This is a genomic window from Amycolatopsis sp. NPDC043887, assembly GCF_056435665.1.
The window spans coordinates 317,415-330,544 of the sequence record NZ_JBWKEB010000002.1 but is presented as its reverse complement, the minus strand read 5'-3'; the positions used below and the strand labels follow the sequence as shown (position 1 = coordinate 330,544).

Sequence of the window (13,130 nt, the reverse complement as noted above, 5' to 3'; positions counted from 1 at the left end):
GCCTCTCCTCAGTTCGGGCTGACCGGGAACCGCAGTTCGAAGATCGCGCCGCCCTCGTCGGCGTTGTACACCGCGAGGGTGCCGCCGTGCGCCTGCGCGACCCACCGCACGATCGACAGCCCGAGCCCGGAAGATCCGCCGGTGCTGGCGAACCGGTCGAAGGCGTCGCCCGCCATCGTCGTGTCGATACCCGGGCCGTGGTCCGCGACGGTCACGGTGCCGCCGGCGACGGTCAGGTGCACGAACGCCTTCGAGCCCGGGTGACGGCCGTAGCGCATGGCGTTGTCGAGAAGGTTGCCGATCGCCCGTTGCAGCAGCGCGGGATCGGCGTTGACCTTGGTGGGCGCGGCGGTGACGGTGACTTCGGCGCCGTCGGTCGCGGTGTCCTCGACGATGCCCACCACCAGCTGATCGAGCCAGATCGGCTGGATGCTCAGCTGTTCCACGCCGGCGGCGAGCCGGGCGCGGACGAGGAGGTCGTCGATGATCCCGCCCATTCTCGCGGCGAGCCGGACGGTGCGCGGCAGGAGTTCCGCCGACTGCGCGGGGTTGGCCATCGCGGTTTCGGCGAGCGCGCGCAGGGCGGCGACCGGGGTGCGGAGATCGTGCGCGGTTTCGGCCAGCAGGACCTCCTGCTGCTGCAAGGCCGCGGCCGCGGGACGGATCGAGCGGCCGGACAGCAGGTGGCCCGCGAAGCCCAGTATCGCGACCAGCAGCACGGTGCCGCCGATCACCAGCAGCGTGAACCGCGTGTGCGCGGCGTCTTCGACCTCGGTGGACTGCACCGCGACGACGGCCGCGAACGTCTTGCCGTCGCCGTCGCGCAGCGGTTCGGCGCGGACCTTGACCATGTCGCCGTCGGTGGCCTTTTGATGCCCTTGTATCAGCCTGCCGGTTTTCACCGCCTCGGTGGCGAGGCCGTTCAACAGTTGCATGCTCATCGGGACGCAGTTCGCCCGCGAAAAGTGCGGCTGGAACGCGGGCGCCCCGCCGGGCAGGATCGCGAACTGGGGGCAGCGGTCGTTCAGCACGTCGGTGTTGACCAGCCCGAAGCCGACGGTGCCGTCGTAGGCGACCAGCCTGCTGACCGACGACGTGACCTGGGTCAGCGCGGCGTCGATCCGTTCCTCGCCCTGATCACCGTCTTCGGTGATGAGCAGCCACGCGAAGACGACCAGCCCGAGGGTGTTCATCACGGTGAACAACGCGGTCAGCGTCCAGCGCAGCTTGCGCAGCCGATCGGCCGAGGAGTGGGTGTTCACCGCGAGCCCAGCCGGTAGCCGAGGCCTCGGACGGCGTGGATCAGTTCGGGTTCCTTCAGCTTGCGGCGCAACCGCTTCACCACCACATCGACCACATTGGACATCGGATCGGCCTGCGCGTCCCAGCAGTGCTCGATCAGGTCGGCCCGCTGCACCGGCAGGCCCGCCCTGGTCAGCAGGTATTCGAGCACGGCGTACTCCTTGTTGGTCAAGGTGAGCAGCACACCCGCCCGGCGCACCTCGCGCCGCGCGCAGTCCATCACCAGGTCTTCGTGATGCAGCACCGAGGGCCGGTCGAAGGCCGACCGGTGACACAGGTTGGCCACCCGCTCGGTCAGCTCGGCCATCACGAACGGCTTCACGAGGTAGTCGTCGCCGCCGTGCTCGAATCCGGCCACGCGGTCGGCGAGCGCGTCGCGGGCGGTGAGGAACAGCACCGGCGCCCGCCAGCCCAGCTGCCGTCGCATGTGGACGTACTCGATGGCGTCGCCGTCCGGCAGCATCCGGTCCAGCACCACGCAGTCGTGGTGCGTTCCGCGCAGCAGCCGGTCCGCGGTCGCGATGTCGCCCGCCTCGTCGACGACGAAGCCGGCCGCGCGGAGCTGCGTGACCAGCGCGAGCCGCAGATTCTCGTCGTCTTCGACGACCATCACCCGTGTCATCAAAACCTCATGTTCGGACAGCGAAAGTAGACGCGTGCAGTTCCCGGAGCCCCTGAACGCTAACGCGTCGGGTGCCCGCGGCCGCCCGGACGGCGGGGAACTGGCATGAACAGGACGTCGTCGGCGGCACCGCGCCGGGGGAAGAGGGAGGTACCTGCGATGACCGTGCAGACCGGCCAGCTCAGCCTGGTCACGGGAACGGGCCCGGGCAGCGACCGGGCGGGGCTCGGCGAGCTTCTCGCGGAAGCGACCGGCGAGGTGCTCGTCATGAGCACGGGAACGGACACCGCGTTCCAGCGGATCGCGCTCGGAGGCGTGCGCCCCGGCGTGCGGCACAAGGTGCTCTTCCCCGACTCCGCGCGGATGTCCGGCGTGCTCAACCGCCTGTCGCGGGCGGGCGCCGAGGTGCGGACGGACGCCGAGGTGCCGATGGACGCGCTGGTGATCGACCGGACCTCGGTGGTTCTCCCGGCGGAAGGCAGGCAGGCCGGTTCCGCGGTGTTCCGGCTGCCCGGCGTGGTCACCGCGACGGTCGGGCTGTTCGAGCGGATCTGGCAGGCCGCCGCCCCGCTCGTCCCGCTGGATCTCCCGGGCACCGGGAACGCTTCGATCCTGTCCTGCCGCGAGCAGGAGCTGCTGACGCTGCTCTTCTCCGGCACCACCGACGAATCGGCTGCCTCACGCCTCGGTGTCTCCGTGCGCACGGTGCGCCGGATGGTCGCCGACATCATGAACCGGCTCGGCGCCCGCAGCCGGTTCCAGGCGGGCGCCAAGGCCGTCGACCGCGGCTGGCTGATGGCGAAGGCGGGCTGATGACGACTTCGACTCCCGGCCGTGTCCTGCTGGTGGCCCAGCGGCCAGGCGCGTACCCGACCATCGGCGACGCTTTGACGGCAGCGTCCGACGGCGCCGTCATCACCATCGCGGGCGGTGAATACGCTGAAACCGTCGAACTGACCGGCCTCCGGGTGACGCTGGCCGCGGCGGACGGCGCCACCGTCGTCGTCGACGGCCGGGGCGCGGACCGGCCCGTTTTCCGCGGCACCGGCGGGGTGCTCGTCCTCGAAGGGATCGAAGTCCTGGCGGGCGGCGCGTCCGCGATCCAGGCCGACGACGTGGAACTGGCGGTCCGGAACTGCACCGTCTCCGGCGGGCGCGGCCCGGCGATCGCGATCCGCGGCACGACGGCGTTCACCGTGAGCGGTTGCGTGATCTCGGGGGCGGAACAGGGGATCGTCGTCGACGGCTCGCCAGGGCGGATCGAGGACACCACCGTCGAAGACGTGACGGGCGACGGCATCACCCTCGGGCAGGGCGCGGATCCGGTCGTGCTCCGCTGCACGGTCACCGGCTGCGGGCTGAGGGGAATCTACGTCTACCAGTACGCCCGGCCGGTCGTCGAAGGCTGCACCGTCTCGCACACCGGTCACGAAGGCATCGCCGTCGCGCACCACGGGGTGCCGGTCCTCAGGCGGTGCACGGTCACCGACACCCGGGGCCCGGGGATCTCGTTCGCTTCCGGTTGCGGTGGCGAGATCTCCGGATGCCGCGTATCGAACACCGCGGAACCGGGGATCGCGATCGCCGAAGGGGCGACGCCGGCGATCGGTGAGGCCGCGGACCCCGGCACCGTGGGGGACAACGCGTTGGACGAGATGCTCGCCGAACTCGACGCGATGATCGGCCTTCCCGGGGTCAAGGAAGAGGTCCGCTCGCTGGTCGACGAGTTGCAGGTCAACGAATGGCGCCGCCGGGCCGGGCTGCCCGTCGGCGCGGCCGGGCACCATCTGATCTTCGCGGGCGCGCCCGGCACCGGGAAGACGACGGTCGCGCGGATCTACGGCAAACTCTTGAAGGCGCTGGGAGTCCTGCCGGTCGGCCAGTTCCGGGAGGTGTCCCGCCGGGATCTCGTCGGGCAGTACATCGGGCACACCGCGGAGAAGACCGCGACGGTGTTCGAGGAGGCCAAGGGCGGCGTCCTGTTCATCGACGAGGCGTACACGCTGACGCGGCTCGCCGGCTCCGGCGGCGATTTCGGCCAGGAGGCGATCGACACCCTGGTCCCGTTGATGGAGGAACATCGCGACGAAGTGGCCGTGATCGTGGCCGGATACACCGGCGAGATGGTCGACTTCCTCGCCGCCAACCCCGGTCTCGCGTCCCGTTTCGGCAAGACGATCGAGTTCGAGAACTACAGTCCCGACGAACTGCTCGCCATCTTCGGGCGGATGGCGTCCGCCGGCGACTACGAAGTCGATCCCGCCGCCGGCCCGGTGCTCACCGGCCACTTCCGCCGCGTCTCCGGCGACGTCAACTTCGGCAACGCCCGGGATGCACGCCTGCTGTTCGAGAAGGCGCGTACGGCTCAGTCACAACGGTTGCGGCTGCTGGGCCGGATGCCCGCGATCGAAGAACTGCGCGGGTTGCACGTGGCCGACGTGGAGGCCGCGATCACGCGATAACGTTCTCGTGTGCGGGTGCTGGTGACCGAGGACGACGAGAACTTGCGGGTGGCGCTGGAATTCGCGCTGCGCGGGGACGGGTTCGCGGTGGACACCGCCGCCGACCTGCCCGGCGCGGACGAGGCGCTGATGGTGAACGCCTACGACTGCGCGGTGTTCGACCGGATGCTGCCTTCGGGCGACGCGCTGGCCTATGTGCGCAACCGGCGCGGCGCCGGATGGCCGATGCCCGTGCTGTTCCTGACCGCGCGCGACAGCGTCGCCGACCGGATCGACGGGTTGCGCGTCGGCGGCGGTGACTACCTGGTCAAACCCTTCGCGATGCCGGAACTGATCGCGCGGGTGCGCAGCCTGTGCCGCCGCGACATGGCCGGGCAGGCGGTGGTCCTGCGGTGCGCCGACGTCGAACTCGACACCGGCAGGCATCAGATCTCCCGTGCGGGCGTGCTGCTCACCGTGACGCGCAAGGAGTATCTCGTCATGGAGCGGCTGATGGCCGCGACCGGGCGGCCGGTCTCGCGGCGGGAACTGATCCGGTACGCGTGGGACGAGATGGCGGATCCGGCGTCCAACGTGCTGGACGTCGTGATCGCGCGGCTGCGGCGGAAGCTCAAGGACCCGCCGCTGATCCACACCGTGCGGGGGTCTGGTTACCGGATGGCGCCGCTTTAGCCCCTCTCGGGGATGAACCGCCCCAGAACGAGACCATCGACACTCCGTCCGTCCCGGATGTGCCATGCTCGACAGCGCACGAGGCGGCGAAACCGAGAGGTGACGAGGGTGTCCATCTGGGCAGGCGTGATCAATTTCGTCCGGGCGCGGTACGAGGTGCTCGAAGAGCGGGACGACTGGCTCCGGTTCCGGGTCGACACCGGCGACGGCCGCGGCCAGCAGGTGTCCTTGCACCACTTGCCCGACCACGACGGCGCGGAGTGGGTGGAGATCTCGTCTCCGGTCGGCTGGGCCGACAAGATCGATCTGCGGCGCCTGCTCGAACTGGCAGGCGGGGATTCGGTCGGCGGCGCGGCGGTGGTGGACGGTGTCGCGCTGCTCAAGCACACGATCCCGCTGGTCGACCTGAACCTGGTCAACGAGTTCGAACACCCGCTGAAGGCTCTCGTCACGCGTGCCGACACCTTCGAACACGAGCTCACCAAGGCCGACGAGTTCTGATCCGGCCCTTCCTTTCGGGACGGGAACAGTGAAGGCCCCCTGCGCCGCAGGGGGCCTTCACTCGTCTTGAGCTCAGAGACGCTCCTGCAGCGCGTCCGCGGCGGCGAGGAGGTCCGCGGCCCAGCGCGCCCCCGGTTTACGCCCTATACGTTCGATGGGCCCGGAAACCGACACCGCGGCGACGACGGTGCCCGTCGAATCCCGTACGGGCGCCGAGACACTCGCCACACCGGGTTCCCGTTCCGCCACGCTCTGGGCCCAGCCGCGGCGGCGGACTTCGAGCAGGGTGCGCTCGCCGTACACCGCCTCGGTGAGGATCGTGCGCTGTGTGTGCGGATCCGACCACGCGGCGAGCACCTTCGCGCCGGAGCCCGCGGTCATCGGCAGCCGTGAACCGATCGGCACCGTGTCACGGAGTCCGCTCGGCGGTTCCGCGGTCGAGACGCAGACGCGCTGGACGCCGTCGCGGCGGTACAGCTGAACGCTTTCGCCGGTGATGTCGCGCAATTTCGGCAGCACCGAACTCGCCGCGTCGAGCAGCGGGTCGGTCGAACCGCCCGCCAGTTCCGCGAGCGCGGTACCCGGACGCCAGCGCCCGTCGGGGCCGCGGCGCAACAGGCGATGCACTTCGAGGCCGACCGCGAGCCGATGCGCCGTCGCGCGCGGCAAACCGGTCCGCGTGCACAGTTCCGCCAGGCCACAAGGATCTTCGGCCACGGCCTGAAGCACGGCCACGGCCTTGTCGAGTACTCCGATACCGCTATGCTGTCCCACAAGCCGATACTATCTTCCCGAAGTTTGAGATGTCCAGATGGTGGGAAGTACCGATTTCACCGCATGTGAGGAGCCGGAAATGCCCCGGACACTGGCCGAGAAAGTGTGGGAGTCGCACCTGGTGCGGCGAGGCGAGGGGGCCGAGCCCGACCTGCTCTACATCGATCTCCACCTGCTGCACGAGGTCACCAGCCCGCAGGCGTTCGACGGACTCCGCCTGGCGGGCCGGAAACTGCGCCGCCCCGACCTCACCATCGCGACCGAGGACCACAACGTCCCGACGATCGACATCGAGCTGCCGATCGCGGATCCCGTGTCCCGCACCCAGGTCGACACCCTTCGCGCCAACTGCAAGGAGTTCGGTGTCCGGCTGCACCCGATGGGCGACGCCGAGCAGGGCATCGTGCACGTCATCGGCCCGCAGCTGGGCCTGACGCAGCCCGGGATGACCGTGGTGTGCGGCGACAGTCACACCTCGACGCACGGTGCCTTCGGCGCCATGGCGTTCGGCATCGGCACCTCCGAGGTCGAACACGTGATGGCGACCCAGACCCTGCCGCTCCGTCCATTCAAGACGATGGCGATCACGGTCGACGGGGCCCTGCGCCCCGGTGTCACGGCGAAGGACATCATCCTCGCGGTGATCGCGAAGATCGGCACCGGCGGCGGGCAGGGCTACGTCCTCGAGTACCGCGGCGAGGCCATCGAAAAGCTGTCGATGGAAGCCCGGATGACGGTGTGCAACATGTCCATCGAAGCGGGCGCGCGCGCCGGGCTCATCGCGCCGGACGAGACGACGTTCGCGTATCTGAAGGGCCGTCCGCACGCGCCGCGGGGCGCCGATTGGGACGCCGCCGTCGAAAACTGGCGCGAACTGCGCACGGACGAGGACGCCGTCTTCGACGCCGAGGTGCGCCTGAACGCCGACGAGCTCACGCCTTTCGTGACCTGGGGCACGAACCCTGGCCAGGGGCTCCCGCTGGGCGCCGAGGTGCCCGACCCGGAGCGGATCGGCGACGAGAACGAGCGCATCGCCGCTGAAAAGGCCCTGTCCTATATGGACCTGAAGCCGGGCACGCCGCTGCGCGAGATCGCGGTGGACACCGTCTTCCTCGGCTCGTGCACGAACGGCCGGATCGAGGATCTGAGGGCCGCCGCGGACGTCCTGCGCGGGCACAAGGTCGCCGATTCGGTCCGGATGCTCGTCGTCCCCGGCTCGATGCGCGTCCGCCAGGCGGCGGAAGCCGAAGGGCTGGACCGGGTCTTCACCGAAGCGGGCGCGGAATGGCGGCAGGCCGGCTGCTCGATGTGCCTCGGCATGAACCCGGATCAGCTCAAGCCGGGCGAGCGGAGCGCGTCGACCTCGAACCGCAACTTCGAAGGCAGGCAGGGCAAGGGCGGCCGGACGCACCTGGTCTCGCCGCTCGTGGCGGCCGCCACGGCCGTGCGGGGCACGCTGTCCAGCCCCGAAGACCTGCAGCCCGCCGCCGCCCGCTGACGGCGCTGACGGCACTGACATCGCTGACATCCGCGAAGGAGTTCCCAACATGGACGCGTTCACCCACCACACCGGCGTCGGGGTCCCGCTGCGCAGGTCCAACGTGGACACTGACCAGATCATCCCGGCGGTCTACCTCAAGCGCGTGAGCCGCACCGGCTTCGAGGACGGGCTCTTCGCCGCCTGGCGTTCCGACGAGTCGTTCATCCTCAACCAAGAGCCCTTCAAGAACGGGTCGGTCCTGGTCGCGGGCCCGGACTTCGGCACCGGTTCCTCCCGCGAGCACGCGGTGTGGGCCTTGATGGACTACGGATTCCGGGTCGTGATCTCCTCCCGGTTCGCGGACATCTTCCGCGGCAACTCGGGCAAGCAGGGCCTTGTCGCCGCTCAGGTCGAGCAGGCGGACGTCGAACTGCTGTGGAAGCTGCTCGAAAACGAGCCCGGGACGGAGGTCACGGTGGACCTCGAGTCGAAGACGGTACGAGCCAAGGACTTCACCGCGCCCTTCCAGATCGACGACTACACCCGCTGGCGGCTCCTCGAAGGGCTCGACGACATCGCCCTGACACTCCGCCACGCGGAGGAGATCGACACTTTCGAGACCCGGCGCCCCTCCTGGAAGCCGGTGACCCTCCCGGCGGCCTCCTCCTAAGGCGGTCCGAAGGGGGCGGATTCCCTTGCTGAGCAGGGAATCCGCACCCCGGCCGGGGTCCTCCACGTCAGCCCCGAAACCACACCGAACGGCACCTCGAGAGGCCCTGAAGGGGTCCCTCGGGAGGCGGAACAGCCCCCGAGACAAGGGAAATTTCCGCGCGTCGTTTGGAATTTGTGCTGCATTGGTAATACCGTGTGCGCTAAGTCGGCCGACGGGGCCGTGTACAAGTAGTTCTTCTTGGAGGACTGGAATGGCCAACAAGGCCCAGCTGATCGAGGCGCTGTCGGAGCGCCTGGGCGACAAGAAGGTCGCGTCGGAGGCCGTCGATGGCCTTGTCGACATCATCATCCGGACGGTCAACAAGGGCGAGAAGGTGAACATCACCGGCTTCGGTGTGTTCGAGAAGCGCGCCCGCGCCGCCCGCACCGCGCGGAACCCGCGCACCGGTGAGACCGTTCGCGTCAAGAAGACCAACGTGCCCGCGTTCCGCGCCGGCACGACCTTCAAGGACGTCATCAGTGGTTCGAAGAAGCTGCCGAAGGCCACCGCTGTGAAGCGCGCGACCGCCGGCACCTCCACTCGCGCCACCGCCACCCGCGCGACGACGACCCGGACGGCCGCCAGCCGCCCGGCCGCGACGCGTTCCACGACCACGCGGACCCGCGCCGCCGCCACGACGACGCGTGCCGCCGCGAAGCCGGCCGCCAAGGCGACCGCGACCAAGGCGGCGGCCAAGACGACCGCCACCAAGGCCGCGCCGAAGACCGCCGCCAAGGCCACGACTCGCGCCACCACGGCCAAGAAGGCGACCGCCACCAAGGCCGCCGCGAAGCCGGCCGCCAAGGCGACCGCCGCCAAGGCTCCCGCGAAGAAGGCTCCGGCCAAGCGGACTTCGGCCGCCGCGAAGAAGAAGTAAGCTCTCTCCTCACGAGTGAGCCAACGGCAGGGCCCCGCGCACGGCACGGGGCCCTGCCGCATTTCCGGCCGGTATGCCGTGCGACCGCCTGGTTTCCCCCGACGCGCTCGCGCAGGACGTCTTGGGGATTCATGTCCCGGAACGGATCCGCGGTGGCCCAGCGGCGGATGTGACGCGATTCTCGTGCCGTGGGCGAGTCGCGGAAAAGAATCCGCTTCGCCCGGTCACTCCGATGGACGCATCACCGCGGTTTCCCGGCGCCGCCCTCCACAGTGGAGCGACGATCGACATGGCGCGAGACACAGCCGGAGTAGGGCACGTCACCCACGTGGGGGAGCGTGCGCAAAGACGAAACTCGCGTGATCAGGGACGTAACTCGCGTGATCGGAAGCCGAACTCGCGAGTTACGGCTCCAGACACGCGAGTTACGGCTCCAAACACGCGAGTTCGGCGATAAGCGCTGGCGAAACGTCAGGGATGTGCGGGAGCGGGCGTGGGCAAAGGCGACGCGAAGTAGTCCGCCGCCACCAGCATCGGTCCGTCCTGTTCGGTCGGGGGCCGGAACGACAGCACCCAGAACGAACCCTTCTTCGACGGGACCACACCGCCACGAGCGGCGGTCAGGTCGACGCCGTCGCGGTCGGCCAGCGCGCTGACGACGTCCGGGATCACCCCGCCCTGACTGGAGATCACCGGCGTCCCGCCGTCACCGGCGATGGCCAGCAGCCGCGCGACACCGAGCACCGGGTCCGGCCAGTAGCCCTCTTCCGACAGCAGCGGCTCGTGCCGGATCTCGACTCCGAGGTCTTCGGCGAGCCCGTTCACCGTCTGGACACAGCGAAGCCGCGGCGCCGAGAGCACTCTGCCGGGCGCGTAGAGCCGCAGCAGCGACCGCAGCGCTTCGGCCTGGCGCTGGCCCGCGTCCGACAGCGGCCGCAGGTCGTCGTCGCCGTTCCACTCGTCGCGTTTACCCGCTTTGGCGTGCCGCACCAGGATCACCGTGGTGAGTTCGGGCGGCAGCGCGGAGAACTCGCGCAGCACCCTGACGTCCTCGTGCCGCGTCAGCAGTTTCTCCGCCGCCTCCGCGTCGAGCCAGCGCAGCTCGTCGACTTCCTCGTTCGGCGCGAAAGCACCGGAAACGGCGTGCGCGGAGAAGTAGTCGACCGTTTTCGGCACTCCCGCGACGGTGTATTCGGTCCGGACCAGATAGCGGCCGAGGACCGCCTCGAATCCGGTCTCCTCTTCGATCTCCCGGACCGCCGCGCCCGCGATGGTCTCGCCCGGATCCAGCTTTCCCTTCGGCAGCGACCAATCGTCGTAGCGCGGCCGGTGGACCAGCGCGACCTCGATCCGGTCCCCGTCACGCCGCCAGAGAACGGCTCCCGCCGCTCGGATGACCCCGCTCATCCCGCCGCCCCGTGTCGCTTCGCCAGCTCGACCTGGTGGTCGCGGACGTCGTCACCGGAGGCGGGGAACGGGCTCCACTCGCCGGTCGAGTTCAGCACCCAGCACCGGGTCGAGGGATGCAACGCGGATTCGAAGATGTAGTCCAGTTGCGCCGTCAGCTTCGGATCCTTGACCCGCACCAGCGCTTCGATCCGGCGGTCCAGGTTGCGGTGCATCATGTCCGCGCTGCCGATCCACCGCGTGCCGCCCGCGAGGAAGGTGAAGACGCGCGAGTGTTCCAGGAAGCGGCCGAGGATGGACCGCACGTGGATGTTCTCGCTCAGTCCCTCCACACCCGGTTTCAGCGAGCAGATCCCGCGCACCACGATGTCGACCGGCACCCCGGCCTGTGAGGCGTGGTACAGCGCGTCGATCACCTGCTCGTCGACGAGCGAGTTGCACTTGATCCGGATCCCGGCGGTCTGGCCGGCGCGGGCGAGTTCGATCTCCTCGCCGATCGCGCGCACGATGCCGCGGCGGATCCCGTGCGGCGACGTGAGGATGTTGCGGTAGGTGTCCTGGCGGGAGTACCCGGTCAGCACGTTGAACAGATCCGTCAGATCCGCGCCGATCGTCGGGTCGGCGGTCAGGATGCCGAGGTCCTCGTACAGGCGCGCGGTCTTCGGGTTGTAGTTACCGGTGCCGATATGGCAGTAGCGGCGGATGGTCGAACCCTCCTGGCGCACCACCATCGACACCTTGCAGTGCGTCTTCAGCCCGACGAGCCCGTAGACCACGTGCACGCCCGCGCGTTCCAGTGTGCGGGCCCAGGTGATGTTGGCCTGTTCGTCGAACCGTGCCTTGATCTCGACCAGCGCGACGACCTGTTTGCCGGCCTCGGCGGCGTCGATCAGCGCGTCGACGATCGGGGAGTCGCCGGAGGTGCGGTACAGCGTCTGCTTGATCGCCAGCACCTTGTCGTCCGCGGCGGCCTGTTCGATGAACCGCTGGACGCTGGTGGAGAACGAGTCGTACGGGTGGTGCACTAGGACGTCGCCCTCGCGCAACGTCGCGAACACCGACTTCGGCGTCTCGCGCTCACCGAACGCCGGATGCGTGGCGGGAACGAAAGGGCGGTCCTTGAGTTCCTTCCGGTCGACACCGGACAACTGGTGCAGACAGGTGAGATCCAGCAGACCGGGGACCTCGACGACGTCGCGCGGGTCGACCTCCAGTTCGCGCAGCAGCAGTTCGAGCATGTGCTCGCTCATGTCCTGCGCCACTTCGAGCCGCACCGGCGGGCCGAACCGGCGCTGGGCCAGTTCGCGTTCCAGCGCCTGGAGAAGATCCTCGTCCCGGTCCTCTTCGACCTCGAAGTCCGCGTTGCGGGTGACCCGGAAGGCGTGGTGCTCGGTGACCTCCATCCCGGTGAACAGCTCGCCGAGATGGGCGGCGATCAGTTCCTCCAGCGGAAGGAACGTCGCGGTGCGGCTCTCCCGCGGCTGCTGCTCGATCCGCATGAGGCGCGGCACGTTGCTCGGCACCTTGACCCGCGCGAACCGCTCCGTGCCGGCTTCGGGGTCCCGGACGGTGATGGCCAGGTTGAGCGAAAGGCCGGAGATGTAGGGGAACGGGTGCGCGGGATCCACGGCCAGCGGTGTGAGCACCGGGAAGATCTGCTCGCTGAAGTAGTTGGACAGCCGGAGCTGATCGGCGCCGGCCAGGTCGTTCCAGCCGACGATGCGGATGTCTTCGGCCGCCAGTTGCGGCCGCAGATGCAGTTCGAAGGCGTTCGTGTGCCGCTCGACCAGGTCCTGGTTGCGTTTGGCGATGTAGGCCAGCTGCTCGCGCGGGGTGAGCCCGTCCGCGCTGCGGACCGGCAGCCCGGTCTCGTCGCGGCGCTTCAGCCCGGCGACCCGCACCATGTAGAACTCGTCCAAATTGGACGCGAAGATCGCCAGGAACTTGGCGCGTTCGAGCAGCGGCTGCGACTCGTCCTCGGCCAGCGCGAGCACGCGCGCGTTGAAGTCCTGCCATGACAGCTCACGGTTGAAGTACCGGTCGTCGGGCAGGGTTTCGACCGCGGTGGGCGCCGACGTCACCGCGGGAGGCGCGGCGGGCAGCGCGCGGAACTCCTGGGCGGGACGGCTCGCCGAACCACCACGCGTCGCGCGCGGGGAGGTCTTCGCGGCGGGAGAGGCCTTCCTCGCCCTGGCGGGTTTCGCCGTGCCGTTGTCCGGTTCCGGTTTCGTGGCGGAGGTCTTCCGCTTCCTTGCCGAGTTCGGGGTGCCGCCGTCATTTGTGCTCACGGGCTTCATTGTTCACCACTCGGGGCGATTATG

At 69.4% G+C, this 13,130-nt stretch carries 12 protein-coding genes; 7 read left to right on the top strand and 5 right to left on the bottom strand.

Annotation, left to right across the window (positions count from 1 at the left end):
• Nucleotides 1-8 precede the first annotated feature (8 nt).
• Nucleotides 9-1,262, bottom strand: a complete 1,254-nt coding sequence (locus AC069H_RS06710; RefSeq protein WP_478231603.1) for a sensor histidine kinase — start codon at nt 1,260-1,262, stop codon at nt 9-11.
• Nucleotides 1,259-1,924 (bottom strand): response regulator transcription factor, encoded by a 666-nt coding sequence (locus AC069H_RS06705; RefSeq protein WP_478225777.1) that lies wholly within the window; start codon nt 1,922-1,924, stop codon nt 1,259-1,261. Before AC069H_RS06705 ends, AC069H_RS06710 begins: the two co-directional genes overlap by 4 nt.
• Nucleotides 1,925-2,083: 159 nt before the next feature.
• Here AC069H_RS06705 and AC069H_RS06700 point away from each other — a divergent pair, with 159 nt between their 5' ends.
• The 4 genes from AC069H_RS06700 (at nt 2,084) to AC069H_RS06685 (ending at nt 5,559) form a co-directional block, all read left to right on the top strand.
• A complete protein-coding gene (locus AC069H_RS06700; RefSeq protein ID WP_478231602.1) occupies nt 2,084-2,737 on the top strand; it encodes a helix-turn-helix transcriptional regulator in 654 nt (217 codons plus the stop codon).
• Nucleotides 2,737-4,386 carry a right-handed parallel beta-helix repeat-containing protein gene (locus AC069H_RS06695; protein ID WP_478231601.1) on the top strand — a complete coding sequence of 550 codons (1,650 nt, stop codon included), beginning with the start codon at nt 2,737-2,739 and terminating at the stop codon, nt 4,384-4,386. Before AC069H_RS06700 ends, AC069H_RS06695 begins: the two co-directional genes overlap by 1 nt.
• 9 nt (nt 4,387-4,395) lie before the next feature.
• Nucleotides 4,396-5,058 (top strand): winged helix-turn-helix domain-containing protein, encoded by a 663-nt coding sequence (locus AC069H_RS06690; protein WP_478225774.1) that lies wholly within the window; start codon nt 4,396-4,398, stop codon nt 5,056-5,058.
• 108 nt (nt 5,059-5,166) lie between these two features.
• On the top strand, nt 5,167-5,559 hold the full coding sequence (locus tag AC069H_RS06685) for a hypothetical protein (RefSeq protein ID WP_478231600.1): 393 nt from the start codon (nt 5,167-5,169) through the stop codon (nt 5,557-5,559).
• A 72-nt stretch (nt 5,560-5,631) separates the two neighbouring features.
• Here AC069H_RS06685 and AC069H_RS06680 read toward each other — a convergent pair whose 3' ends face one another.
• A complete protein-coding gene (locus AC069H_RS06680) occupies nt 5,632-6,333 on the bottom strand; it encodes an IclR family transcriptional regulator (RefSeq protein ID WP_007031477.1) in 702 nt (233 codons plus the stop codon).
• Between the two features lie 79 nt (nt 6,334-6,412).
• On the opposite strand from AC069H_RS06680, the gene leuC reads away from it, so the two are divergent.
• The 3 genes from leuC (at nt 6,413) to AC069H_RS06665 (ending at nt 9,402) form a co-directional block, all read left to right on the top strand.
• Nucleotides 6,413-7,831 carry a 3-isopropylmalate dehydratase large subunit gene (gene leuC / locus AC069H_RS06675; RefSeq protein ID WP_478225772.1) on the top strand — a complete coding sequence of 473 codons (1,419 nt, stop codon included), beginning with the start codon at nt 6,413-6,415 and terminating at the stop codon, nt 7,829-7,831.
• 49 nt (nt 7,832-7,880) lie between these two features.
• A complete protein-coding gene (leuD, locus tag AC069H_RS06670) occupies nt 7,881-8,483 on the top strand; it encodes a 3-isopropylmalate dehydratase small subunit (RefSeq protein ID WP_125673388.1) in 603 nt (200 codons plus the stop codon).
• A 253-nt stretch (nt 8,484-8,736) separates the two neighbouring features.
• Complete coding sequence (locus tag AC069H_RS06665) at nt 8,737-9,402, top strand: HU family DNA-binding protein (RefSeq protein WP_478225771.1); 666 nt, start codon at nt 8,737-8,739, stop codon at nt 9,400-9,402.
• 471 nt (nt 9,403-9,873) lie between these two features.
• Here AC069H_RS06665 and AC069H_RS06660 read toward each other — a convergent pair whose 3' ends face one another.
• Both AC069H_RS06660 and AC069H_RS06655 read right to left on the bottom strand, forming a co-directional pair.
• Nucleotides 9,874-10,809, bottom strand: a complete 936-nt coding sequence (locus AC069H_RS06660; RefSeq protein ID WP_478225770.1) for an NUDIX hydrolase — start codon at nt 10,807-10,809, stop codon at nt 9,874-9,876.
• Nucleotides 10,806-13,106 carry an RNA degradosome polyphosphate kinase gene (locus tag AC069H_RS06655; RefSeq protein ID WP_478231599.1) on the bottom strand — a complete coding sequence of 767 codons (2,301 nt, stop codon included), beginning with the start codon at nt 13,104-13,106 and terminating at the stop codon, nt 10,806-10,808. The genes AC069H_RS06660 and AC069H_RS06655 overlap by 4 nt, the downstream gene beginning before the upstream one ends.
• Between the last annotated feature and the right edge of the window lie 24 nt (nt 13,107-13,130).